General features: G+C 65.3%; 18 protein-coding genes. 12 read left to right on the top strand and 6 right to left on the bottom strand.

The annotated features are described in order from the left end of the window. Window positions 1-59: 59 nt before the first annotated feature. Window positions 60-1,067 (bottom strand): dTDP-glucose 4,6-dehydratase, encoded by a 1,008-nt coding sequence (gene rfbB, locus ACIBG0_RS28310; RefSeq protein ID WP_397036373.1) that lies wholly within the window; start codon window positions 1,065-1,067, stop codon window positions 60-62. 306 nt (window positions 1,068-1,373) lie between these two features. On the opposite strand from rfbB, the gene ACIBG0_RS28315 reads away from it, so the two are divergent. Next, the gene (locus ACIBG0_RS28315; RefSeq protein WP_397036375.1) at window positions 1,374-2,081 is read left to right on the top strand and encodes a hypothetical protein; all 708 of its coding nucleotides are present in this window, start codon (window positions 1,374-1,376) and stop codon (window positions 2,079-2,081) included. 341 nt (window positions 2,082-2,422) lie between these two features. Here the strand turns inward: ACIBG0_RS28315 and ACIBG0_RS28320 are convergent, their stop codons facing one another. After that, the gene (locus tag ACIBG0_RS28320; protein ID WP_397036377.1) at window positions 2,423-3,427 is read right to left on the bottom strand and encodes an alpha/beta hydrolase; all 1,005 of its coding nucleotides are present in this window, start codon (window positions 3,425-3,427) and stop codon (window positions 2,423-2,425) included. Window positions 3,428-3,651: 224 nt separating this feature from the next. Here ACIBG0_RS28320 and rfbA point away from each other — a divergent pair, with 224 nt between their 5' ends. Both rfbA and ACIBG0_RS28330 read left to right on the top strand, forming a co-directional pair. Continuing rightward, the gene (gene rfbA, locus ACIBG0_RS28325) at window positions 3,652-4,524 is read left to right on the top strand and encodes a glucose-1-phosphate thymidylyltransferase RfbA (RefSeq protein WP_397036379.1); all 873 of its coding nucleotides are present in this window, start codon (window positions 3,652-3,654) and stop codon (window positions 4,522-4,524) included. Between the two features lie 2 nt (window positions 4,525-4,526). After that, window positions 4,527-5,075 carry a dTDP-4-dehydrorhamnose 3,5-epimerase family protein gene (locus tag ACIBG0_RS28330; RefSeq protein WP_397036622.1) on the top strand — a complete coding sequence of 183 codons (549 nt, stop codon included), beginning with the start codon at window positions 4,527-4,529 and terminating at the stop codon, window positions 5,073-5,075. A 69-nt stretch (window positions 5,076-5,144) separates the two neighbouring features. On the opposite strand, the gene ACIBG0_RS28335 is transcribed toward ACIBG0_RS28330, so the two are convergent. Then, window positions 5,145-6,602 (bottom strand): MFS transporter, encoded by a 1,458-nt coding sequence (locus ACIBG0_RS28335; protein WP_397036381.1) that lies wholly within the window; start codon window positions 6,600-6,602, stop codon window positions 5,145-5,147. Window positions 6,603-6,687: 85 nt separating this feature from the next. On the opposite strand from ACIBG0_RS28335, the gene ACIBG0_RS28340 reads away from it, so the two are divergent. Beyond that, window positions 6,688-7,110 (top strand): MarR family winged helix-turn-helix transcriptional regulator, encoded by a 423-nt coding sequence (locus ACIBG0_RS28340; RefSeq protein WP_062980935.1) that lies wholly within the window; start codon window positions 6,688-6,690, stop codon window positions 7,108-7,110. 713 nt (window positions 7,111-7,823) lie between these two features. Here the strand turns inward: ACIBG0_RS28340 and ACIBG0_RS28345 are convergent. Continuing rightward, window positions 7,824-8,696, bottom strand: coding sequence for a helix-turn-helix domain-containing protein (locus ACIBG0_RS28345; protein ID WP_397036383.1), 873 nt, complete (start codon window positions 8,694-8,696; stop codon window positions 7,824-7,826). A gap of 140 nt (window positions 8,697-8,836) precedes the next feature. After that, window positions 8,837-9,448, bottom strand: coding sequence for a DUF4282 domain-containing protein (locus ACIBG0_RS28350; RefSeq protein WP_397036384.1), 612 nt, complete (start codon window positions 9,446-9,448; stop codon window positions 8,837-8,839). Window positions 9,449-9,700: 252 nt separating this feature from the next. Here ACIBG0_RS28350 and ACIBG0_RS28355 point away from each other — a divergent pair, with 252 nt between their 5' ends. From ACIBG0_RS28355 to ACIBG0_RS28365, 3 genes are all read left to right on the top strand, one after another. Continuing rightward, on the top strand, window positions 9,701-10,183 hold the full coding sequence (locus ACIBG0_RS28355) for a hypothetical protein (protein ID WP_397036386.1): 483 nt from the start codon (window positions 9,701-9,703) through the stop codon (window positions 10,181-10,183). 241 nt (window positions 10,184-10,424) lie between these two features. After that, window positions 10,425-12,656, top strand: coding sequence for a molybdopterin oxidoreductase family protein (locus ACIBG0_RS28360; protein ID WP_397036388.1), 2,232 nt, complete (start codon window positions 10,425-10,427; stop codon window positions 12,654-12,656). A gap of 217 nt (window positions 12,657-12,873) precedes the next feature. Beyond that, window positions 12,874-13,491 (top strand): pyridoxamine 5'-phosphate oxidase family protein, encoded by a 618-nt coding sequence (locus ACIBG0_RS28365; RefSeq protein WP_397036389.1) that lies wholly within the window; start codon window positions 12,874-12,876, stop codon window positions 13,489-13,491. A 77-nt stretch (window positions 13,492-13,568) separates the two neighbouring features. Here the strand turns inward: ACIBG0_RS28365 and ACIBG0_RS28370 are convergent, their stop codons facing one another. After that, on the bottom strand, window positions 13,569-14,027 hold the full coding sequence (locus ACIBG0_RS28370; protein WP_327094565.1) for a GtrA family protein: 459 nt from the start codon (window positions 14,025-14,027) through the stop codon (window positions 13,569-13,571). Between the two features lie 152 nt (window positions 14,028-14,179). Here ACIBG0_RS28370 and ACIBG0_RS28375 point away from each other — a divergent pair, with 152 nt between their 5' ends. The 5 genes from ACIBG0_RS28375 (at window position 14,180) to ACIBG0_RS28395 (ending at window position 24,610) form a co-directional block, all read left to right on the top strand. Further along, window positions 14,180-15,634, top strand: a complete 1,455-nt coding sequence (locus tag ACIBG0_RS28375; protein WP_397036391.1) for an FAD-binding protein — start codon at window positions 14,180-14,182, stop codon at window positions 15,632-15,634. Further along, entirely contained in the window at window positions 15,631-16,392 is a 762-nt protein-coding gene (locus tag ACIBG0_RS28380) for a decaprenylphospho-beta-D-erythro-pentofuranosid-2-ulose 2-reductase (RefSeq protein ID WP_397036393.1), read from the top strand. Before ACIBG0_RS28375 ends, ACIBG0_RS28380 begins: the two co-directional genes overlap by 4 nt. A 342-nt stretch (window positions 16,393-16,734) precedes the next feature. Beyond that, a complete protein-coding gene (locus ACIBG0_RS28385) occupies window positions 16,735-19,095 on the top strand; it encodes an arabinofuranosyltransferase (RefSeq protein ID WP_397036624.1) in 2,361 nt (786 codons plus the stop codon). Between the two features lie 218 nt (window positions 19,096-19,313). Beyond that, entirely contained in the window at window positions 19,314-21,155 is a 1,842-nt protein-coding gene (locus ACIBG0_RS28390; RefSeq protein WP_397036395.1) for a glycosyl transferase, read from the top strand. 59 nt (window positions 21,156-21,214) lie between these two features. After that, window positions 21,215-24,610, top strand: coding sequence for an arabinosyltransferase domain-containing protein (locus tag ACIBG0_RS28395; RefSeq protein ID WP_397036397.1), 3,396 nt, complete (start codon window positions 21,215-21,217; stop codon window positions 24,608-24,610). The last annotated feature ends 22 nt before the right edge of the window (window positions 24,611-24,632 follow it).

The raw sequence follows: 24,632 nt of genomic DNA on the forward strand, positions 1-24,632 counted from the left end.
TCACACCATGACTCGAGACATGACCATGGGCTTCGGCGGGTACCGCGACGGCCGTCGCATCAGGCGTTGATGGTCGTTTCGCCCGCCGCCGCGTAAGCGCGCTCGGTGCCGGCTTTGGCTGGACGCCACCAGGATTCGTTGTCGCGGTACCACTGGATGGTGGCGGCGAGTCCGGTGGCGAAGTCGGAATAGCGTGGCGTCCAACCGAGTTCGGTGCGCAGCAGCGTCGCATCGATGGCGTAGCGCTGATCGTGGCCCGCGCGGTCGGTGACGTGATCGAAATCCTCCGGATCGCGGTCGAAGGCCGCCAGGATCATGCGCACCACCGACTTGTTGTCGAGTTCGCCGTCCGCGCCGATCAGATAGGTCTGCCCGATTCGGCCCCGCTCCAGGATGTCCCACACCGCGCGGTTGTGATCCTCGACGTGGATCCAATCGCGCACCTGATGCCCGGCGCCGTAGAGGCGCGGGCGCACTCCGTCGATCAGGTTGGTGATCTGGCGCGGGATGAACTTCTCCACATGCTGATACGGCCCGTAGTTATTGCTGCAGTTGGAGATTGTCGCGCGGACGCCGAACGAGCGGGTCCAGGCGCGCACCAGCAGATCGCTCGAGGCCTTGGTGGCCGAGTAGGGGCTGGACGGGTTGTAGGGGGTGTTCTCGTCGAATGCGGGGCCGTCCGGGGTGAGATCGCCGTACACCTCGTCGGTGGAGACATGGTGGTAGCGCACATCGTGGCGGCGCACCGCCTGCAGCAGGGAGTAGGTGCCGACGATATTGGTCTGTACGAACGGCCAGGGTTCGGCGAGGGAGTTGTCGTTATGCGATTCGGCGGCGAAGTGGACCACGACATCGACGCCGGAGACGAGCTCGTCGACCAGATCCAGATCGGCGATATCACCGTGCACGAAGTCGATGCGGTCGGCCACCGGCGCGAGCGAGGCGCGATTTCCCGCGTAGGTCAAAGCGTCGAGGACGGTTACGGTGGCGTCGGGCCGCTCGGCCACGGTCTGTTGGACGAAATTCGCACCGATGAATCCGGCTCCGCCGGTTACGAGCAGTCGCACCCCATGACCTTACGTCGCCCGCGCGGCCCGCTGGCGCCGGATCCGTCCAGCTGTATTCACCTACGCGACCAGGTTTCGAATCTGTGATGTTCGTCACTCTGGACATGCGAAAAGAAATAAGCGTGGTTCAGTCGATACTGAAAGACCATGGTCAGCGCGCTCATTTCCGAGAACCCACCAAACCTCGAGTCGCGATGGTGAACAAAATTTGAATTAAAGGTCACAAGCGGTTCACCACGCGTTAGCTGGTCTAGATTTCGATCGTCTAGTCCCCTCCGAACGCTTCACATCGAGGTCCAAAACAAAATGCTGATGAGGAAATTCGCCGCGACTTCGGCCCTGCTGATCGCCGCCATGGGCGTCACCGCGGGCACCGTCAACGCGGCACCGGCGGAATCCGCCGATGCCCCGGTCAACTTCACCGCGAACGCCACCGACACCCAGTCGATCATCTCGATCGACTCCGGCTCGCTGGTTGTCGAGGACAACGCGCTCAAGATCAAGGCCGCCAACGGCACCACCGTGGCGGGCACCCCGCTCACCTTCCGCGTCGATGAGTTCGAGTTCCCGATCGCCGCGGACATCTCCGATCACACCGCCACCCTCACCCCGCAGCTCGACATGGCGAAGGCCACCTACAAGCCGGTCGCGCTGCCCTTCGAGGACCAGGCTCCCTTCAAGACCCCGTACGACCGTGAGGTTGCCGCCTTCAACCGCTTGAAGGACACCATCGCCATGGGCGCCACCATCGGCACCCTGGTCGGCGGTCTCGGCGGCGGCGCGCTCGGCTGCGTCCTCGGCGGTATCGCCGGTGCCACGATCGCCTCGGCGACCATCGTCGGCCTGTTCGGTCCCTTCATCCCCGCCGCTGCCGTCGGCTGCGTGGCCGGCATCATCGCCATCGGTGCGCTGGGCACCCTGGCCGGTCAGATCTTCATCACGGCTCCGGTCGCGATCGGTGCGGCGATCCAGTACTTCGCCACCACCAGCGCCCCGTTCAACGCGCCGAAGTAAGTCGAGCGACGCTCTGCACACCTGAATAGAGCCAGGAAACCCCGCCCGGTCATCGACCAGGCGGGGTTTCCGCTGTTGACCGCGGCTCGGTCCGAATGGCCGCGCATTTGCGGATTTGATAGGACCGTGATAGGCGCGACGCCGGGGCAATTCCAACCGTCGCCGAGGTGAACAAAAAGTAAATTAAGTTGAACTAAATGCCGCATGTATGCCCCTCGCGAGAATTCTCCGGATAACCGAGGGGAATGCACGGCAAGGTTCCCAACAAAGAACCCCGCCCCGGACCGCCGCTGAAGGGCAGGTCCGGATGCGGGGTTCGCGACTCGTCCGGCCGATCCAGGTCAAGCCGTCCGAGCCTGTTGGGACTGCTCGAGGCGGGCGCGCACGAACCGGGAGACCCGGGCCAGTGCCATCCTGCTCTCGGGCAGGTTCGGAGCTATCGCCATGAAGGCATGCACCTGACCGCGCCAGATCTCCAGCGCGTTCGGGACACCGGCCGCGGTCAGCCTGCGGGCCATGAGCTCGCAGTCATAGCGCAGCATCTCGTCTTCGGCGGTGATCAGCAGTACCGGCGGCAAACTCGCCAGGGCGCCGTTGACCGGCGACACCAGCGGATCCAGCACCCCATCCACCTCGGCGCCGAGCCGCACCACCGCCTCCAGGGCGGCCAGCGAAAGATAGGGATCACGCGCGACATTCATATAGTCGCGCTTGGCGGCGTAGTCCAGATCGAGCAGTGGGCTCAGCCCGATCAACCCACCCGGCGACGGCAGCCCGGCCTCGATCGCGCGCAGTGCGGTGGCGAAAGCAAGGAAGCCACCCGCGGAATCGCCCGCGAACATGACCCTGGCCGGGTCCGCGCCGTGCCGCAACAGCCAGCGGTAGGCGGTCAGGCAGTCCTCGATCGCGGCGGTGACATTATTTGCGGGCAGCTGGCGGTAGTCGACATTGACCACCGGCAATCCGGTGCGCCGGGCAAGGCTGGCCGCGATCGGGCGATGGGTGCCGAGACCGCAGATGGCGAAGCCGCCACCGTGCATATACAGCACCGCGCCGTGCCGCAGGGCACGCGAACCGCCCGACGGACGCAGGATCTCCATCCGAAACCCATTCAGCGTCACCTGTTCCCGATCGACACCGCGCGGCTGGGGACGCAGTCGCGCCAGTCCGTCGATCGCGAGAGCACCGATCGGGATGGTCGTGCGGCTGACCGGAAATACGCGCAGCACCGGCCGCACCGCACCGAGACAGGTCGCCAGCAGCAATCGGGCCGATGCGCTCGGACCGTCCGGGTTCATCAGCAGACCCGGATCACCCGCGTCGAATTCACTCCCGTTGATCGCCACCATCGCGCACCTACCTCACACTGGCGCGCCGAACCCGACCGAACGGTTCTCCAGGCGAGAGTCGACGCTGACATCTCACACGCTGATGTTTCAGAACACCATAGCGTGATCTACGTAACATATATCGCCCGCCGCGCCGAAGCGCTAAACGTTCGTGATCAATTCGTAGGCCAGTCGGAACCTCGCCGAAGCCGAGCGAGATAGGCCTGGCAGACTCGTGGACCATGCGCGGAATCATCTTGGCCGGCGGCACCGGATCCCGCTTGCACCCGATCACGCGCGGGGTGAGCAAACAGCTGGTCCCGGTCTACGACAAACCGATGGTCTACTACCCGCTGTGCACGCTGATGCTGGCGGGTATCAGGGATATCCTGGTGATCACCACACCCGAGGACGCCGATGCGTTCTGCCGCCTGCTGGGCGACGGCTCGCAGTTCGGCATCTCGATCAGCTATGTGGTGCAACCGGAACCGGACGGACTCGCCAAGGCGTTCGTCCTCGGCGCCGACCACATCGGCGGCGAGAGCGCCGCATTGGTGCTCGGCGACAATATCTTCCACGGACCCGGCCTCGGCACCCGCCTCGAACGCTTCGCCACGGTCGATGGCGGCGCGGTCTTCGCGTACTGGGTCTCGGATCCGACCGCATACGGCGTCGTCGAATTCACCGCGGGACGAGCGGTTTCGATCGAAGAGAAGCCGAAGGTGCCGCGGTCCAACTACGCCATCCCCGGGCTGTATTTCTACGACAACGATGTCGTGGAGATCGCGCGCGGGCTGCGACCGTCGGCGCGCGGCGAATACGAGATCACCGATATCAATCGCGCCTATCTGGAACAGGATCGGCTGAGCGTCGATGTGCTCGCCCGCGGTACCGCCTGGCTGGATACCGGCACCTTCGATTCGCTGCTCGACGCCGCGAATTATGTGCGTACCATCGAACAGCGGCAGGGCCTGAAAATCGGTGTGCCGGAAGAGGTCGCGTGGCGACGCGGCTACATCGACGACGAACAGCTGCGCGCGCTCGCCGAACCGCTGGTTCGCTCCGGCTACGGAACCTACCTGCTCGACCTGCTCGAGCGGGGACGGGATTGGTGAGCATGGAATTCCGTGAACTCGCCGTGCCGGGGGCATGGGTGATCACCCCGCGCCAATTCGGCGACGAGCGCGGCATGTTCTGCGAGGCGTTCAAGGCCTCGGAATTCGAGAAGGTGACCGGTCGGGCGTTCGATCTGCGGCAGGTCAATTGCTCGGTCTCGGCGGCCGGGGTGCTGCGCGGCATCCACTACACCGAGGATCCGCCGGGTCAGGCCAAGTACGTGACCTGTGTGCGCGGCGCATTCCTCGATGTCGTCGTCGATCTGCGGCCGGGGTCGCCCACCTATGGGCGTTGGGACAGCGTGGTGCTCGACGATGTCGATCGGCGCTCGATGTTCCTGTCAGAGGGGCTCGGCCATGCGATTCTGTCGCTGGCGGACCACTCCACCGTCACCTATTTGTGTTCGATCGAGTACACGCCCGAATTCGACCGAGATATAGATGCCTTCGATCCGCGGCTGGGTATCGAATGGCCGAAGGTCGGTCTGGACGGTCAGCCACTGACGTACGTCCGATCTCCGAAAGACGCTGCTGCTCCGCCCTTCTCGTGAAACGCCGAACGTCACCGCCCCCGATGAGGAGGGAGCGGTGACGTTCGACTTTTCGTCGACGGAGGGGAATCAGCCGACGAGTTCCAATTCCGGCTCCTGCGCCCGTGCTTTGGCACGCTTGGGCAGGTAGGCCGTCAGTGCGATCAGCGCGCCGACAATGGCGACTCCCGCGGCGAATTGCAGTCCGGGGCGGAAGTTGTCGAGCATCGCGGACGCAGTGCTCGCGCCGTGGTCGCCCGAGGAGATGATCGCGGTATTCACCGCGAGCACGATGGCCGCGCCGACCTGCATGGAGGTCTGCAGCACACCGGCCGCCAGGCCCTGCTCATCATCATCTATGCCAGTGGTGGCCTGAATATTGATGGCGGGGAAGCCGACCCAGCCGATGCCGATCAGCAGCACCGCGGGCAGGATCATCGTCAGGTACGACGGGGTAGTGTCCAGCCGCAGGAACAGCAGGTAGCCGATGGCCATCACGACCATCGTGATCGCGATGATCGGCCCGGTGCCGAAACGGTCGACGAGCTTATCGGAGAAGAACGCCGAGGCGACCACCAGCAGACCGACCGGTAGCAGCGCCATGGCCAGCTTCAGCGGCGACCAGCCCAGTGAATCCTGCATGTACAGCGTCACGATGAACTGCCAGCTGAAATACGAACCCGCCACCGCGATGATCGCGAGGCTGGCCCGGACCAGCGTCACCTTGCGCAGGATGCCGAGGCGCACCAGCGGGTACTCGACCTTCTTCTCCACCGCGACGAATCCGGCGAACAGCACCGCGGCGCCGACGAACGAACCGATGGTGCGCGCCGAACCCCAGCCCGCCTCGGGCGCGGAGACCACGGTGTAGACCAGCAGAAGCATGCCCGCGGTGGACAGCAGCGCACCCAGGATGTCGTGTCCGCCCTCCTCGGCGGCCTCGTCCTTGGGGACCAGCACCCAGGCCGCGGCCAGTGCGGCGAGCGCGATCGGAACCGGAAGCAGGAAGGTCCAGCGCCAGCCGATGCCGGTCATCAGACCGCCGAACAGCAGACCCATCGAGTAACCGCCCGCACCGAACACGGTGTAGATGGACAGTGCTTTATTGCGGGCCGGGCCCTCGGCGAAGTTGGTGGTGATGATGGACAGACCGGTCGGGGCGGTGAATGCCGCGGCCAGGCCCTTGATGAAGCGGGTCAGGATCAGCAGCGGGCCGGAGGTGACCAGACCGCCCGCCAGTGAAGCCAGCGCGAAGACGGCCAATGCGATCAGGAAGACCTTGCGCCGCCCGAGCAGGTCGGCGGTGCGACCGCCGAGCAGCAACAGGCCGCCGTAACCGAGCACGTAGCCGCTGACCAGCCACTGCAGGGTGGACGTTGACAGATCCAGTTCGGCGCCGATGGACGGCAGCGCCACACCGATCATCGAGACGTCGAGACCATCGAGGAACAACACAATGCAAAGGGTGATCAGCATGCCCCAGAGACGGGTGGACCATCTGATCGGATCGGTCGCCGTCGCGGCCGAAAGGGTTGCTGCAGAAGACATGGGCGGAACATTACATGCGGCGACATTAAATGCCAACACATTTAATGCGCTTGCATCGTCTAGCGCGGAGCACTAGGATAGGGCCATGTCGAAGCCGTCGACAACACAATTTCTCGGGCGCGATGTGGCGCCCACCGGGTTGGTCGCCGAGTGGCGTGAGCTGCTCGACCGGCACGCCGCCGTGAGCTGTGCACTCGAGAAGGAGTTGCAGGGCAAGCACGATATCGGCCTCAGCGAATTCGAGACGCTGGACCGCCTGGTCGACGCCGCCTGTGGCGACTATCGAATGAGCGATCTCGCCAACGACATCTACCTGAGCCAGAGCGCCCTCTCACGCGCGGTGGCGCGACTGGAGCGCGACGGACTGGTTTCGCGCAGCATGTGCGCCGAGGATCGACGCGCGATCTTCGTCTGCCTGACCGAAAAGGGACGCGAGGTCTACGAGGCCGCGCTCCCAACGCATCGCGAGGTACTGGAACGGACCTGGGGCAGTCGGCAGAAGTGCTGAGGCACTAGCTCATCCACGCCTTCCCAGCCACTACGGAGCAAGTGTTACGAGCGAGAAGCTCGCGGCCCGTAACGCGTCCACGCGAAGGCGCGGCCACCAGCAGAGCCGTCGAAGCGCATGCAACACAATCGCCGAACTCGACCATCAAGCACCCGTGCACCAAGTGCCGAACACCTCCGCCATCAACCACAACGGAGCGAGTCGTACGAGCGACCCGTTCGCGGCCCGACTCGGCGCGCGTCACCTACGCCGACGGTACTGACCGCTGAAATCCGTACGCGGATGGGCTTCCGAGCCGTCGAAGCGCACGCGCCGAAGGCACGAGTCGCGCCCTTCCAGCACGCGTACACCAAGTGCCGAACACCCCCGCCATCAACCACAACGGAGCGAGTCGTACGAGCGACCCGTTCGCGGCCCGACTCGGCGCGCGTCACCTACGCCGACGGTACTGACCGCCGAAATCCGTACGCCGATCGGCGTTCGAGTCGTCGAAGCGCATGCGCCCGCAGGCACGGGACTCCCCGCTAGCACGCGTGCACCAAATGCCGAACGCCCCGCCGCCACCAGCCCCAACGGAGCGAGTCTTACGAGCGACCGTTCGCGGCCGGCGGCGGGGCGGGGCGGTGTAGGCGCCGGCGCCGCCGGGGGGAGTCTCGACGGCTCGGACGCGAGACACAAGGGGCCGCGAACACGCCGCGCCGAAGGCGCGGCCATTAAACAGAGCGCGCTTCCTCTATGCCTGCGCGGGCATCCACCGCGACCGACTTGATGTTCGCGAAAGCCGTACGGTAGCGATTGATGTCGTGTTCCTTGTCCAGATACACCGGTCCGGTGAACGCCTCGACGTAGACCACCGGCGGCTCGCGCAGCTCCACTTGGGCCGCATCGGCGAATTCGAGCAGCACGAACGGACCCGAATCCATGCCGTCGTGATAGCCGGAATCCGAGGGCACCAACTGGATTCGCACATTCGGCAGATCGCACATGCGCCGCAAGTGCGCGAGCTGTTCGACGCTCACCTCGATGCCGCCGACCCGCCGCCACAGCACCGACTCGCTGATCACCACATCCAAATGCAGCGGCGAATCCTTGCGCGTGAGCAATGCCTGCCTGGCCGTGCGCAACTGCACTCGCCGGTCGATTTCGGTCTCGGACGCATCCGGGCGCGCGGACTTCAGCAGCGCGCGGGTGTATGCCTCGGTCTGTAGCAGTCCGGGGATCAGCTCGTTCTCGTAGGTGGCCAGGGCGCGTGCGGCTTCCTCGAGGCCGATGTACACCTCGAAACCCTCGGCGATCACATCGCTATAGCCGGTCCACCAACCTCTGGCCTTGGTTTCCTTGGCCAGTGCGGTCAGCGGTTCGACGAGATCGGTTGGCGCACCGTAGATCTTGCACATGGCCTCGACGTCCAGGCTGCGCAGTGAGGTCTGCCCGGTTTCGATCCGCCAGATCTTGGCCTCGGACCATTCGAGCTGTTGAGCCGCCGTCCGAGTGGTCATCCTGGCCCGATTGCGCAGATCACGTAGATGTCGGCCGAGCTGCCTGCGCGGCATGGTCGAGCCGGTCGTGCCCTGCGGTAAAGCCATGTTTCCCCCTTGCGATATCCGAACAGCATTGTTTCACAGTAAATCGGACGCAGGTCACGCCGAGTGGCCCAGGCACGCCAAGGGCGCAACAGCGACGAACATGTTCGCGCAGGCGGCGATTCGGCAACTCAGCGCGGGTCTTACTTGCGTTCGCTGCGCTTGCGGAAACGCCAGAACTGCACGGCGCGAACGTCTTCGGAAAGCTGGTTGACCGGCTCGGCGACATCGGCGAGCGCTTGGAACAGATCGTCGGCGAGATCGGCGATGTGCTCGACCTTGGTCGCCAGCTTGGACGCGTTCTCCAGGAATTCGAGCAGCAGGCGTACGACGGCCGCGATGGTCAGGCCAAGGGGTATCGCGATCAAGGCGGCCAGCACGCCGAACACCGCGGAGACCTGCCACATCAGCACCGTCAGTGCGATCGGAATGCCGATCGCGAAGGCCAGGCCGAGCATGTAGGCAAGTGGCAGCAGCGTCCTGGTCGCCGGCCGGTGGAACTGCACGTCGAGCAGGCCGCGGGCGGCATCGGCGGTCCAGGCACGGGGACTTTCGAAGGGCTCGGCCGGTTCTGGCTCCGCGGTGCGCGAGAACCGTTTGGACGCGGTCTCTTTCCAGCCGATCCAGCGTGATTCGGTTTCGAACTCCGCCGAATCCGGCGCGCTGTCGACCCCGTCTGCCGAATTGCTTCGTGATGCCGCGCGCCCACCCGCCCGACCGCTCGCCGTCGAATCGCTACCGCGATGCTCACTCATATCGCGATCCTTCCCCCAATTCGACGCCCGGCCAATAGGAGTGGATTCACATAAAAGGCGTGCCTGCCATGACCCGAGGGCCGATCGGCACGGCTCATTGCGGGGGTGCCTCGGTGATAGCCGATCACTACCGGGTGAGACGAACCCGACAGTCACCAAGATCTTTTGTACAACCCGTAACGCCCACCCCACCCCGCCCCGATACCACCCACGTATGCAGGACCCAGATCTATCGGGGAATGGAGAAAGACAGTGCGCACCACGTTTCCGACTTCCGCATCGGCGGCAGAGATGACTGCCGCGGCGCAGGACTACATCCAGCGCGGGTGGACGATCGCTGAAACGACCAACGGAATCTGCCTGATCACGGACGAGGATCTGTCGGGTATCGAGATCAGCGGTGAACTGGCCGGCGAGGTTCGCCGGTTCCTGCGCGCGAACAACCTGACCGGCCCGGTCATCGAGATTCCCGGTGCCGAGCGTCGCGAGATCCACTTGGTCACCGGTGTGCGCAAGGCCGCGATGGCGCTGGAGGCACTGCGCGAGGCGGGCGCCACCGTCTACACCGACGGTGACGGCATCCCGCTGCCGCCCACCCAGCTCACCACCGGCGAGGCTTGCTGGGGCGTGGCTCCCGCCGAGGCCCGCTGGATTCCGCCCGTAGTCGCGATCGGCGCGGCGGTCCGCTCGGCGCTCTCGCGTCGCACGACCGTCAACGCAACCGTCGCCTGCTGAGCTCGTCCGCCTCTTCGCATACTCACGCCATACAAGTTGGGTGCCGCTCGGCCTGCGCATAGATCCTGCGTCGAGTGGCATGACCTGTCTTGGGCGTACCCGACGAGTTAGCCATGTTCTCGCGAAACCAGTCGTTGCGATGGTGCCGCTCGACTGGTTCGCCGAACATGTCGGAACGGTTCACGCGGGCATATAGACCGTTCTTGTTTCACATAGATCCATCGCGCGCGATGATGGGGCTATGGCCCAGCTCACTGATGACTCCCGCACGCTGTTGCGGACCTGCCCGCTGTGCGAGGCGGTCTGCGGACTCGAGATCACCCTCGACTCGAATGACCACGTGACCTCGGTTCGCGGCGACCGACAGGATCCGTTCAGCAAGGGATTCATCTGCCCCAAAGGGGCCAGCTTCGGACATCTCGACGAGGATCCGGACCGGTTGACCGAACCGATGATCCGCGACCGGGCCACCGATACCTGGCGCACCGCATCCTGGGCCGAGGCGTTCGATCTCATCGCCGCACGTTTTCCGGCGATCGTGGCCGAGCATGGAAATCAGTCGGCGGCACTGTATCTCGGCAATCCGAACGCGCATACCGTGGCCGGGGCGCTTTATGTGCCCGTGTTGATCCGGGCGCTAGGCACCAAGAATCTGTTTTCGGCGAGTACCGCAGACCAAATGCCCAAGCAGGTGGCGAGCGGGTTGATGTTCGGCGATCCGCTGACCGTGCCGGTGCCGGACCTGGATCGCACCGATTATCTGCTGATGCTTGGCGCGAATCCGCTGGAGTCGAACGGATCACTGTGCACCGCACCGGATTTCCCGGGCCGGTTGAAGGCGCTGCGCAAGCGCGGCGGCAAATTCGTTGTGGTCGATCCGCGGGAAACACGGACCGCTAAGCTCGCCGATGAACATCTGTTCATCCGGCCGGGCAGCGATGCTTATCTGTTGTTCGGGATCGTGCATACGTTGTTCGAACAAGGTCTGACCGATATCCGCATGGATGTCGCGGGTCTGGACGAAGTTCGCACAGCCGCCGCGGACTTCCCACCCGAGGTGGTTTCGGCTCGGACCGGAATTCCCGCCGAGACGGTTATCCGGATCGCGCAGGAATTGGCGGCCGCGCCGACCGCAGCGGTATATGCGCGGATCGGCACCTGCACAGCCGAATTCGGCACGCTGACTCAGTGGTTGGTCGAGGTCATCAATGTTCTGACCGGCAATCTCGACTCACCCGGCGGTGCCATGTTCGCCAACGCTGCGGCGGGTGGGATCCCGCGCACCAAGCCATTCCGCACCGGACGCTGGGCAAGCCGGGTGCGCGAACTCCCCGAGGCGATGGGCGAACTGCCGGTGGCCACGCTGGCCGACGAGATCACCACACCGGGCGCGGGACAGGTGCGCGCGCTGGTGACCGTCGCGGGTAACCCGGTGCTGTCGGCGCCGAGCGGGGCCAGGTTGGCTACGGCCTTCGAGCAGTTGGACTTCATGGTCAGCGTGGATCGGTACCTGAATGAGACCACCCGGCATGCGGATGTGATCCTGCCACCGCCGCGGCCGACGCAATCACCGCATTACGACTTCGCGTTGCTGCAGTTCGCCGTTCGCAACTACGCGCGGTACTCGCGGCCGCTGGTCCCGCTCGGCGACCGGCCTTCGGAGTCGGAGATCCTGGCCAGACTCGGTGCGGCGCTCACCGGTAAGCCTGCCGGACCGGAAGCGCTGAACGACGTCGACGAACTGATCATCGCCGGCATGCTGCACAAAGCGGGTATACCGGAGCGGCGGCCCGAACTCATCGGGTCCAACAGCACCGAACAGCGCATCGATCTCATGCTGCGGCTCGGACCGTACGGCGAATGGAATGCCGCTGCGATCGACGGGCTCGGCGGCGGTGGCCCGCGTGACCACGGAGACCAATACGGCACGCTGAATCTGCGGGTGCTGTTGGACAATCCGCATGGTGTCGATCTCGGACCGCTGCGGCCGCGCCTGCCCGGCGTGCTGCGGACCGCGTCCAAGCGGGTGGAGTTGGCGCCGCAGCCGCTGCTCGACGATGTCGCGCGGCTGCGGGCTCGGCTCGCCGATGCCGCGCCGGATGTGGTGTTGATCGGGCGGCGTCAACTGCGATCCAATAATAGTTGGATGCACAATATCCCGACGCTGGTCAGCGGGTCGAATACCTGCACGCTGCATATCAATCCGGCGGATGTGGCGCGGTTGGGGCTCGGCGATACCGCGGTGGTGAAGTCTGCCGCGGGGACGCTGACGGTACCGCTGGAGCCGACAGAGGCGATCATGCCCGGGGTGGTCAGCTTGCCGCACGGCTGGGGACATACCGACAGCACGCAGACGGTGGCCCGGGCGCATGCCGGCGTGAATGCCAATGTGCTGACCGACGATTCGATAGTGGATGTGCCGTCCGGAAATGCGGTCTTCAATGGCGTTCCGGTGACCTTGACGCCTGCCTGAGTTCCGCTCGATCCGACCGGTCGCGAATCACAAATATTCCGGGCGGTCGGATTGTAGCTAATTCATGGAAACCCTTGCGCTAACTATAGATTCAGTGCATTCTCAACATGGATTTTGCTGTGTTGCCAGACTAAAATGGACGGGATTTCGGTTTAGTCGCGGGCTCAGCGTCGAACCCGTTGCCGTATGCCGGATTCCAGCTACCAGAGGGGGCGCGATGCCCGGTACACGTTGTGGCAGTGACGGTGAGCACGAACTACAGGACAGGTACGGCACGCGCGACCGCGCCGAACGCTTCTACCAAGATCAAGTACTCGATCACCTGAACCCGGCGATGATCGAATTCATCGCCAGGACGGATATGGCGTTCATCGCCACCGCGGACAAACACGGCGAATGCGACGCAAGCTTCCGCGCAGGGCTGCCCGGCTTTCTGCATGTGATCGACGAACGCACACTTGCGTATCCGGAATACCGCGGCAACGGCGTGCACGCTAGTCTCGGCAACATCCTGGAGAACCCGCACGTAGGCATCCTGCTAATCGATTTCGTCCAGGATCTGATCGGATTGCACATCAACGGTTCGGCACGGATCGTGGACGACACCGCACTGCGCGGCAACGTCCCCGCCCTACCCGCGAGCATCAAAGGACGAGCCGCCGAACATTGGGTGGTCGTAGATGTAGAAGAGGCCTACATCCACTGCCGCAAACACATCCCGCATCTGGTCCCCGCAGCGCGCGAACAGCGGGAGTGGGGGACGGACAACGTCCGCGCCAAAGGCGGTGACTACTTCGGAGCGAAAGCACAAGCCAACGCCTTGATTCCGCGCTGATTCGTTAGCCGAACTGCTTACTCGCCCAGGCGGAGCGAGTCTTACGAGCGACGTTCGCGGCGCCGAAGACGCCGCAATCAGACGCCGAGTTTGAAGATGACCAGGCGCTGGACGACGAAGTTGATGACCGTCGCGGTGCCCTGGGCGATGACGAAGGCCAGGGGCTGGCGCCACCAGTCGCCGGGAAGTGTGGCGTAGAGCACGGCGTTGATGCCGACCTGGACGGCGAAGGTGACGGCGTAGAGGACCACGACAGCGATGAAGCGGGCGCGGCTCGGCGGCGCCTGGAATGTCCAGCGGCGATTGATCAGGTAGGCGGTAGTGGTGCCCGCGATGAAGCTGATCGATTTCGCGACGCTGACCGGTAGGCCGATGAGATTCAGCAGGAAGCTGTAGATCCCGTAGTCGACGATGGCCGACAGGCCGCCGGTGAGGGTGAAGCGGACTATCTGGGTTTTGAGGTCGACATCTGTTCCGCCCGGCTCGTCGACCAGCGGCAGTTCGGCCGGGAGCGGCAGGTGGGGTTCGGCTTGCACGCCGACGAGCCTAACGCCGGTGACGCGCGGCAAGCGGACCGAGCACCGATTGGACGTTCGTCCGGCGCGACGCAACCGACGGAGGACCTCACATACCGGTGAGTACGGCGACGCCGACCGGATATCGGCTCATGCATGTAGCCTCTATGCCGATGTCCACGAAAGCTCCGACCGCCACCACAACCGGGAACTCCGGCAATGTCACCGACGGCACCTACGCGTTGCCGACGCAGACCAAGGCATTGACCGGGTGGGGTCGCACCGCACCAACATCTTCCGAAGTGCTCTCGACGAGCGATCCCGAACTGATCGCCAAGGCCGTCGCCATGGTCGCCGAGGACAACGACTCCAAGCCGGCCCACCTGCGTCGCGGCATCATCGCGCGCGGGCTCGGCCGCTCCTATGGCGATCACGCGCAGAACGCGGGCGGCCTCGTCGTCGATATGACGGCGCTGAACAATATCCACCGGATCGACCGGGACACCCGGATCGTCGATGTGGACGGCGGCGTCAGCCTGGACCAGCTCATGAAGGCCGCGCTGCCGTTCGGGCTCTGGGTTCCGGTGCTACCCGGTACCCGTCAGGTGACGATCGGCGGCGCCATCGCCTCCGATATCCACGGTAAGAACCATCACAGCGAGGGCAGCTTCGGCAACCACGTGCGCTCGATCGATCTGCTCACCGCCGATGGGCAGGTGCAGCACATCACGCCGAAGCGCAATGCCAAGCTGTTCTGGGCGACCGTCGGCGGCAACGGACTCACCGGCATCATCCTGCGCGCGACCATCGAGATGGCGCCCACCGAGACGGCGTACTTCCTCAACGACGGCGTGAAGACCACCACGCTCGACGAGACCATCGCCGCGCACAGCGATGGCAGCGAGGCCAATTACACCTACTCGAGCGCGTGGTTCGATGTGATCAGCCCGCTGCCGAAGCTCGGCCGGGCCACCATCACCCGGGGCCGCCTCGCCAAACTCGACGAACTACCCAAGCGCCTGCGCAAGAAGCCGCTGAAATTCGATGCGCCGCAGCTGATGACGGTGCCCGATATCTTCCCGAACTGGACCATGAACAAGTTCACGCTCCAGGCCATCGGCGAGGCGTACTACGCTATGGGCGGCAACTACACCGGCAAGGTGCAGAATCTCACGCAGTTCTACCACCCGCTCGACATGATCGCGGAGTGGAACCGCGGCTACGGTTCCAACGGCTTCCTGCAGTACCAGTTCGTGGTGCCGACCGAGGCGGTCGAGGAGTTCAAGCGGATCATCATCGATATCCAGGCCTCGGGGCACTACTCGGCGCTGAACGTTTTCAAGCTGTTCGGACCGGGTAATCCGGCTCCGCTGAGCTTCCCGATGCCGGGCTGGAACATCTGCGTCGACTTCCCGATCAAACCGGGTCTGAACGAGTTGGTGAGCGAGCTGGACCGCCGCGTGATGGAGTTCGGCGGGCGGCTGTACACCGCGAAGGATTCGCGCACCACCGCGGAGACCTTCCATCAGATGTACCCGCGGATCGACGAGTGGATCAAGATCCGCCGAAGTGTGGATCCCACAGGCGTTTTCATGTCCGATATGGCGAGAAGGCTGGAGCTCCAGTGATTAATGCCGTAGGCAACCCGCAGACCATCCTGCTGCTGGGCGGTACCTCGGAGATCGGCTTGGCGATCTGCGCCGAGTATCTGCGCAAGAGTCCGGCGCGCATCATCCTGGCCGCACTGCCCGGTGATCCGCTGCGCGAGGACGCCGTCTCCGAACTGAAGGCCGCCGGTGCGACCCAGGTCGACGTCATCGACTTCGACGCACTCGACACCGAGAGTCATCCCAAGGTGATCGACGCGGCCTGGGAAGGCGGCGATGTGGATGTCGCCATCGTCGCATTCGCTCTGGACGCCGATCCGGAAGAGCTGTGGCAGAACCAGCGCAAGGCCGTGCAGGTCGCCGGAATCAACTACACCGCGGCGGTTTCGGTCGGTGTGCTGGTCGGCGAGAAGATGAAGAAGCAGGGCTTCGGGCGGATCATCGCCATGTCCTCGGTGGCCGGTGAGCGGGTGCGTCGCTCGAACTTCGTCTACGGCTCCACCAAGGCCGGCCTGGACGGCTTCTATCTGGGACTCGGCGAGGCGCTGCGGCCGTACGGACCGCGCGTGCTGGTGATCCGGCCGGGCATGGTGCGGACCAGGTTCTCCGCGCACGTCAAAGAGGCACCGCTCACCGTCAATAAGGAAGATATTGCGGCGCTGGCGGTTTCGGCGTCGCAGCGGGGCAAGGAGCTCGTCTGGGCGCCCGGTACCTTCCGCTTCGTGATGATGATCCTGCGCCACATTCCGCGCCCGATCTTCCGCAAGCTGCCCATCTGATTTCCCGAGCCGCACCCTGTCGGTCGCGCACATGTTTGCGCGGGACGGGTGCGGCTCGTCTGTATCACGCGGTTCCCCGGCTGCCCGGCGGGTTCGGTGCCCACGAGACAGCAAGTCCGACATCAGCGCACGCCACTGCGCCATTTCGGTGGATACCATCGTCGCGGTTCGCCGGTACCGGTCGATGCGGCATTCGGCACCCTGCCCATGCGAACGGCCGGGCGACGTGGCAAGTTCGGAGCCGACCTCGAGCCGTCGCATTGTCGAAGGAGCACTCCGTTGAGCACAGTCACGGCAGAACGCGCCGAGCACTCCGCACCGGAGCGCGGCCGGGCGGCGCTGTTGATCCGACATATCGGCTCCGGGGTAGGTGAGGCGCTGCTGGCCGCCGTGGTGGCCGCGCTCGTCGCCGCCATCGGGCTGGTGGCGTTTTCGATGGTGCAGTGGCCCGCGTTCAACTCGTCCAATGTGACCAGGTCGTTGACCACGGTCGGACAGGTCGGGGCCGCCGTGCTGCTCGGCGTGGCGATCCGGCTGGTGCGGGCGCGGCGGTGGCCGTGGGTGGCGAAACTGCTGTCCTGGGTCGGGATTTCGACGTTCGTCACGGTGACTTTGGGGATGCCGCTGGCGGCGACCAAGCTGTACCTCTTCGGTGTCTCGGTGGATCAGGAGTTTCGCACCGAATATCTGACACGGCTCACCGACAGTGCTGCGCTGCACGATATGACCTATGTCGACCTGCCACCGTTCTATCCGGCCGGCTGGTTCTGGATCGGCGGGCGCGTGGCGAATGTGCTCGGGATGGACGGCTGGGAGGCTTTCAAGCCGTACGCCATCGGATCACTCGCGGTGGTCGCGGTGATCGCACTCGTCCTGTGGTCCAAGCTGATTCGCGCCGACTGGGCGATCGGAGTGAGTGCGGCGACCACCGCGGTGACGGTGGCTTATGCGTCGCCGGAGGCATACAGCGCGGTCATTGTGCTGCTGCTGCCGCCCGCGTTGATTCTTGCGTGGGGTGCGTTGTATCGGCCGCTCGAGCGGTCGGGCGGCACCGTAGGTGAGGTGGCATCGAGTGGCGCTCGCGCGTCAGGGGGTGCCGCAGCCTCAGCTGTCGCCGCAACCGCAAGCCACAGCACAACCTCACATGACGCCGCAACCGCAGGGAATGCCGCAACCCCAGGGAGTGCCGCAGCCTCAGCTGTCGACAGCGCTGCGGACAGTGCGGCGGTAGTTGGTACCGCCACCTCGGGCGGTGCCGCCTCAGGCAGCGCCGCATCAGGTAGTGCCGCATCAGGTAGTGCCGCATCAGGTAGTGCCGCCACCTCTGGTGACAAAGGCGCGGCGGGCGGCGAACACGCGGCGGCAAGCAGTGGTACGGCGGCCAGGAGCGCCCCGACGAACAGTAGCGCCACGACGGCCAGCGGCATCGGAACGACCGGCGATGTCGGAACGACCAGCGGCGACGGAACGGCCGGGGGCGTCGGAACGGCCGGGGGATGGGGGGCGGTTATCGGTGCCGGGCTGTTCCTTGGGATGGCGGCGTCGTTCTACACGTTGTATTTCGCGGTGGCGGCCTTCGCGGTCGGACTGATGGGGCTGGTTTCGGCGGGGCTCGCGGTGCGGGCACAGCGGGTGGCGAGCCGAGCGCAACGCGGCGGGGCGGATTCGATTCGGTGGGCAGTCATGCTGCCGCTGGTTCGGCTCATTGTCATCGCGGCGATCGCGGGCCTGGTCGCGCTGGTCGTCTGGCTGCCGTTCGTAGTGAAGATGCTCGGTGGGTCGATGCCGAGTTCGGGGACAGCATTCCATTATCTGCCCGAGGGCGGGGCGCAGTTGCCGTTGCCGATGGCGGAGTTCTCGCTTTCCGGGGCGTTCTTCCTGCTCGGGACGGTGTGGCTGGTGCTGCGGGCCGCGTCGTCGCGGCGCGCGCAGGCGCTCGGCATCGGCGTTGTGGCGATCTATCTGTGGTGTCTGCTGTCGATGACGGCGACCGCGGCGGGTACGACCCTGCTCTCGTTCCGGTTGACGCCCGTGCTCGAGGTACTGCTGGCGGCGGCGGGAGCGTTCGGCTTCGTCGAGGGCGCGCGGGAGGCCTATCGCGCCCTCAATGAGGCGGGACGGTTCAAGTTCGCCGTGGTCGTGGTCGCCATCGTCGGTGCGCTCGCGTTCACGCAGGACATTCCGCAGGTGCTGAAGCCGGAGATCACCACCGCCTACACCGACACCGATGGCAACGGCGAACGCGCCGATAAGCGTGCACCGGGTGCGGCGTCGTACTACCGCGAAATCGATGCGGCACTTATCGCGCAGACCGGCCGTCCACGCTCGGATTCGGTGGTTCTTACCGCCGATACCAGCTTCCTGTCCTTCTACCCGTATTACGGCTTCCAGGCGCTCACTTCGCACTACGCGAACCCGTTGGCCGATTTCGCGGGCCGTGCCGCCACCATCGAGTCGTGGAGCAAGCTGAACTCCTCCGCCGCCCTGGTGGAGGCGCTCGACAAGAGTCCATGGCGCGCACCGGACGCCTTCCTCTTCCGTAGCAGCGGCGATACGTACACGCTGCGCCTGGCCAAGGACGTCTACCCCAACGATCCCAATGTGAAGCGCTACACAGTGAGCTTCCCCAAGGAGCTCTTCGCGGACCCGCACTTCACCACCACCAACATCGGTCCCTTCACCTTGGTGGTCGTCAATCGCTGACGCGGTCGGCGACACCGGGCCGTGTCGGTGTTCGACGCATGAATTCGCGAGAACATGGGTAACTTGCGAGGTACCGGCTGACCTGGCTGACCGGTGCCCGCCGACGGCGGTGTCGCGGCCCCGAATCCGGCGCGGCAAGGGCCGGGAGCCGGGCGATTCACAGGGTAATTGGGTACCGTGGACCGCTGATCTGACCATTTACGTGGGAGAAGTTCGTTTTGCAGGTCGAAGCACCACCAGCAGTAGGCGTCGTCACCAAGGAATCGACACCGGCTGGCGGGGCCAGACCCGAGCCGCGCATCACGAAGCGGAGACCGATCCGGGTCGATCGCAGTGATCTGGTCGCCTCGGCGAGCTATCTGGCATTGGCCGTCACGGTGCTTTCCGGACAGTGGCGCAATACACACACCGGGTACCTGATCAAGAGCGGTCAGGACCAGACCATGTGGGAATGGTTCTTCGCGGTCACCGCACATTCGGTGGCGCACCTGGAGAATCCGCTCGGCACCAATCTGCAGAACTTCCCGGCCGGGGTGAACATGATGGCCAATACGGCCATGTTCGGGGTCGGAGTGCCGTTGACGCCGGTCACGCTGCTGTTCGGACCGACCGTCACCTTCGTGCTCGTCCTCACGCTCGGCCTCGCCTCCACGGCGTTCACCTGGTACTGGCTGTTCTCCCGGGAATTGGTGCAGTCCCGACTGGCCGCCGCGATCGGCGGACTGTTCTGCGGTTTCGCACCCGCGATGATCTCCCATGCCAACGCCCACCCGAATTTCGTGCTGCTTGCGCTGCTTCCGGTCATCGCGCTGCTGTTGATCCGCCTCGCACGACGTACGGCAGCCGCGGATACCACCCAGCCACGCAGGCGAGTTCGTGATGCCGTCGTGCTCGGCTTCCTGGTAGCGATGCAGATCGCGCTCGGTGAGGAACCGCTGCTGATCTTCGCGCTCGCCTTCGGACTCTTCGGCCTCGTGTACTACCTGCACACACCGGGCACAGGCTGGCGGGTGCTGCGCTCGCTCGCCCCGACCATCGCATTGGCGGCGGTGATCACCTTGATGCTCACCGAAATTCCGCTGTGGTGGCAGTTCTTCGGCCCGCAGAGTTATCGCTCGATCGACCATGGACCGATGGGCAACGATCTGAAGGCCATCGTGCAGTTCCCCGCCGAATCGCTGGGCGGAATGTTCGCGCCCGGCCAGTACGTGTCCATGAACGACACCGAGCAAAACGCCTATTTCGGCTGGCCACTGCTGCTTTTGCTGCTCGTGACGGTGGCGCTGCTGTGGCGTGACCGGGTGGTCCGGGCGGCGACCGCGGTGATGGTGGTCTTCGGGGTGCTTTCGCTGGGCGCGACGGCCATGATCGGCAAGCAGTCGACCGGGGTCGAATTGCCCTGGCGTTGGGCCGAATTGGTCCCACTGCTCAATACGGTGCTGGAGACTCGGCTGACCATGGCCGCGATTCCGGCCATCGGTGCGGTGCTGGCATTGGCGACCCAGCGGGCGGTCACCTGGTGGCGGCAGTCACCGGTCGACTGGCGGCCGCTGGCCTGGTTCCCGGCGCTCGGGCTGGCCTTGGCTCCGCTCACCCCGACCGTACTTCCGGTGATCGAGCGCGCACCGACTCCGGAGTTCTTCGCCGACGGGACAGTAAAGAAGTACGTGAGTGGCGGCTCGGTCGTCATGGTGCCGCCGCCGCGTCCCCCCGACGCGAAGGCATTGCGCTGGCAGGCCGACGCCGACTTCGACTTCCCGCTCGCCGGAGGCTATTTCGTCGGCCCGACCGGCGCGAATAAGAAAGGCATCTACGGACCCGATTTCCGTCCGACGACCGCGCTGCTCGTCGGTGCGCTGGACACCGGGGTCGTCCCGCCCATCGACGCCGATACCCGCGCACAGGCACTCGACGATCTGCGCTTCTGGGAGGCGGATGTGGTGGTCCTGCCCGCGACCAAGAACTCCGAAGTGCTGCGCACCACCATGACCGAACTGCTCGACATCGCGCCGCGACAGGTCGATGACGTGTGGCTCTGGGACGTCCGGTCGCTGCGGTAGGCGGCGGCGATGATCTCGGTGGCGAGCGTCACCAACGCGGGTGGCTAGCATGGTCCCTCGTGCGACCGGACCGAACTTCTGCAGCGTTCACCCGCAACCGCCTGATCGCCCTCGTCTCCGGGTTGCTCGGATTCGTATTGGCACTGTTGACGCCGTTGCTGCCGGTGAAACAGGATCAGGCCGCGCTCGACTGGCCTCGGGCGGGCAATGCGAGTGTCGAAGCGCCGCTTGTTTCGTATGTGCCGCTGCGGTTGGATGCGACGCTGCCGTGTTCGGTGGTGACCGCCGCCGGATCCGGCACGGTGCTGTCGACCATTCCGTACGCATCGGGACAGGCCAGTGCCAAGGGACTGATCGTCTCGGTCACCGACGGCACACTCGCGGTGCTGCAGCGTGATGTGCCGCTGCTGTCGGCGCCGGTCGCCGAGATAGCCGGGTGCGAGTCCGTCACCATTACCGCGACCGCGGCCGCGACCTCGGTCGAATTCGTCGGTGCGAAGCGCCAGGACGGTACGCCCTTCCGCAACAGCATCACCCGCGATATCCGCCCGCAGGTAGTCGGCGTCTTCACCGATCTGGATGCCGCGAAGCTCGATGGCGCGAAACTGCACGCCGATATCGATTCCCGCTTCTCCTCGACTCCGTCCGCGCTGAAGCTCGGCGCGATGATCGCCGCGGCGATCTGCACGATCATCGCGTTGGTCGCGCTACACCTGCTCGACAATGCCGACGGTCGGCGGGCGCGCCGGTTCCTGCCCGCACACTGGTGGCGATTCACCCTCGCCGACGCGGCGATCCTCGGCATCTTGGTGCTGTGGCATTTCATCGGCGCGAATACCTCCGACGACGGCTACATCCTGAACATGGCTCGTGTTTCGGAGCATTCCGGATACATGGCCAACTACTACCGTTGGTTCGCGGTGCCCGAAGCGCCGTTCGGCTGGTCCTACGAGGTGCTGGCCTGGATGACCAAGGTCTCCGATGCCAGCCCGTGGATGCGGCTGCCCACACTGGCCGCCGGAATCGTGTGCTGGATGGTGATCAGCCGAGAGGTGCTGCCGCGCTTGGGCGCTCGAGTGCGCAGGCACAAGGTGGCCCTGTGGACCGCCGGTCTGGTCTTCCTCGCGTTCTGGCTGCCCTATGACAACGGACTGCGACCGGAACCGCTGATCGCCGCAGGCGCGCTGCTGACCTGGTGCTCGATCGAGCGGGCCATTGCGACCGGACGGCTGCTGCCCGCCGCGGTCGGTGTGCTGATCGCCGCGTTCTCGCTGGCGGCCGGTCCCACCGGGTTGATCTGCGTGGCGGCGCTGATTGCGGGTTCGCGGCCGGTGCTACAGATCATTATTCGGCGAGCGCGTGATGCGGCGGGCACGCTGGCGGCACCGGATGCCGAGCGCGCCGGGAACCGATCCGAGCCGGTTTCCGCAGGCACCGCGAATGCGGTTGGGCACGAAGGCGGATCGGATGCCGAGCAACGGACCGCCGTCGCTCCCCAAAAAGATCACAGTACGTCGCGCCTGGCCACTGTCTTCCGTTATGCGGCGCTGCTGGCCCCTGGGGTCGCCGCGGGAACTCTCGTGCTGATTGTGGTTTTCGCCGATCAGACGCTGGCGACGGTGATGGAAGCGACCCGGGTGCGCACCCTCGTCGGGCCGAATGTGGCCTGGTTCGACGAGCGGACGCGGTGGGATTCGCTGCTGATGCTCTCGCCGGACGGATCGCTGGCGCGGCGGTTCGGTGTGCTGGTCATGCTGCTGTGTCTGCTGGTCTGTGTGCTGCAGGTGCTGCGCAAGGGGCGGATTCCGGGGACTTCGCGCGGGCCGTCGGTGCGGATTCTGGGCATCGTCTTCGCCTCGCTGCTGCTGATGATGTTCACACCGACCAAATGGACTCACCACTTCGGCGTATACGCCGGGCTGGCCGGATCGCTGGCGGCGCTGGCGGCGGTTGCGGTGGGGACCAACGGAATTCGCTCGCCACGCAACCGCGCGCTGTTCGCGGCGGCGGTGCTGTTCCTGCTGGCGATCACCTTTACCGGCTCCAATGGCTGGTGGTACGTATCCAGTTACGGTGTGCCGTGGTGGGATAAGGCCCCGCTGGTCGCCGGTAAGGGCCTGTCGACGCTGTTCCTCGGGCTCAGTGGAGTCGCACTGGTGGTTGCGGTGTGGCTGCACTATCGCGAACCGTATCGCGAGAAGACGGATGCGCCAGGTCGTTTCGAGCGGTATGCCTCCGCACCGTTGACGATCGCGGCCGCGCTGCTCGTGCTGTTCGAGGTCGCATCGCTGGCCAAAGCGGCGGCCACGCAGTACCCGGCGTACTCGATCGCGAAGTCGAATCTCGAATCGCTGAACGGTAATACCTGTGCGCTGGCCAACGAGGTGCTGGTGGAGACCGATACGGCGGACTCACTGCTGCTCTCCTACACCGGCTCCCCCGCCGACGGGTTGTCCGCGGAATCGAAGGGATTCACGCCCAATGGCGTGGCCGCCGACCTCACCGCCGATGCCGAGGAGACGGTTAGCGGCGGTGCGAATTCGGTGAACAAGGATTCGAAGAACAAGACCACCAACACCACCGGTGCGGGCACCGGCGGCGGCACCAGTCAGCAGGCCGGAATCAATGGCAGCACAGTGGCATTGCCGTTCGGCCTGGATCCGGCGCGTACCCCGATCATGGGCAGCTACCAGGACGGAGCCGACCAACAGCAGGCCAAGCTCACCACACAGTGGTACCGGCTCGATCTCACCGACAGCATGCGTAACGACCCGACCTACCAGGTACTCAGCATTACCGCGGCGGGCCGGATCCGCTCGATCGACGCCGACGGTGTGCTCACCTACGGACAGGAGCTGCACCTGGAGTACGGCGTGCGCGGAGCCGACGGCGAGGTGCAAACGCTCGGCTCGGTGGATCCGCTCGACATCGGCCCCGCTCCGTCATGGCGCAATCTCCGCGTGCCACTGGACAAGTTGCCCGCCGGCGTGAACGCGGTGCGATTGGTCGCGGTCGACAACGACATCACCCAGAAGCAGTGGTTGGCCGTCACCCCGCCCCGGCTGCCGCATCTGGCCACGTTGAATTCCGTTGTCGGCGAAACCGCTCCGGTCCTGCTGGACTGGCACGTCGGCCTGGCCTTCCCCTGCCAGCGCCCGTTCGACCACCACGACGGCGTCGCCGAGGTCCCCCAGTGGCGGATCCTGCCCGACCGCGTCGGCTCCGACGCCTCCAACGCCTGGCAGGACGATATCGGCGGCGGCCCCCTCGGCTGGACCGGTCTACTCCTGAAATCCCGAACCATCCCCACTTACCTCGACCACAACTGGACCCGAGACTGGGGCTCCCTGGAACAGTTCACCCCCTACGCCCCCACCGCCGCACCCGCGACCATCACCACCACAGTGCGATCGGTCAACGGCTGGAAGAAAGCCGACCCGATCCGAGCGCGCTAGCGTGCGCGGTGGGCTGGACGCG

It is taken from the genome of Nocardia sp. NPDC050630 (genome assembly GCF_044457245.1).
GTDB lineage: Bacteria > Actinomycetota > Actinomycetes > Mycobacteriales > Mycobacteriaceae > Nocardia.

Bases quoted from the DNA above. Each gene is read 5' to 3' on its own strand.
- ACIBG0_RS28375 (WP_397036391.1), top strand. From the start codon at position 14,180: ATGTCCACGAAAGCTCCGACCGCCACCACAACCGGGAACTCCGGCAAT.
- ACIBG0_RS28365 (WP_397036389.1), top strand. From the start codon at position 12,874: ATGCCCGGTACACGTTGTGGCAGTGACGGTGAGCACGAACTACAGGAC.
- ACIBG0_RS28340 (WP_062980935.1), top strand. From the start codon at position 6,688: ATGTCGAAGCCGTCGACAACACAATTTCTCGGGCGCGATGTGGCGCCC.
- ACIBG0_RS28350 (WP_397036384.1), bottom strand. From the start codon at position 9,448: ATGAGTGAGCATCGCGGTAGCGATTCGACGGCGAGCGGTCGGGCGGGT.
- rfbA (WP_397036379.1), top strand. From the start codon at position 3,652: ATGCGCGGAATCATCTTGGCCGGCGGCACCGGATCCCGCTTGCACCCG.
- ACIBG0_RS28330 (WP_397036622.1), top strand. From the start codon at position 4,527: ATGGAATTCCGTGAACTCGCCGTGCCGGGGGCATGGGTGATCACCCCG.
- ACIBG0_RS28315 (WP_397036375.1), top strand. From the start codon at position 1,374: ATGCTGATGAGGAAATTCGCCGCGACTTCGGCCCTGCTGATCGCCGCC.
- ACIBG0_RS28345 (WP_397036383.1), bottom strand. From the start codon at position 8,696: ATGGCTTTACCGCAGGGCACGACCGGCTCGACCATGCCGCGCAGGCAG.
- ACIBG0_RS28360 (WP_397036388.1), top strand. From the start codon at position 10,425: ATGGCCCAGCTCACTGATGACTCCCGCACGCTGTTGCGGACCTGCCCG.
- ACIBG0_RS28335 (WP_397036381.1), bottom strand. From the start codon at position 6,602: ATGTCTTCTGCAGCAACCCTTTCGGCCGCGACGGCGACCGATCCGATC.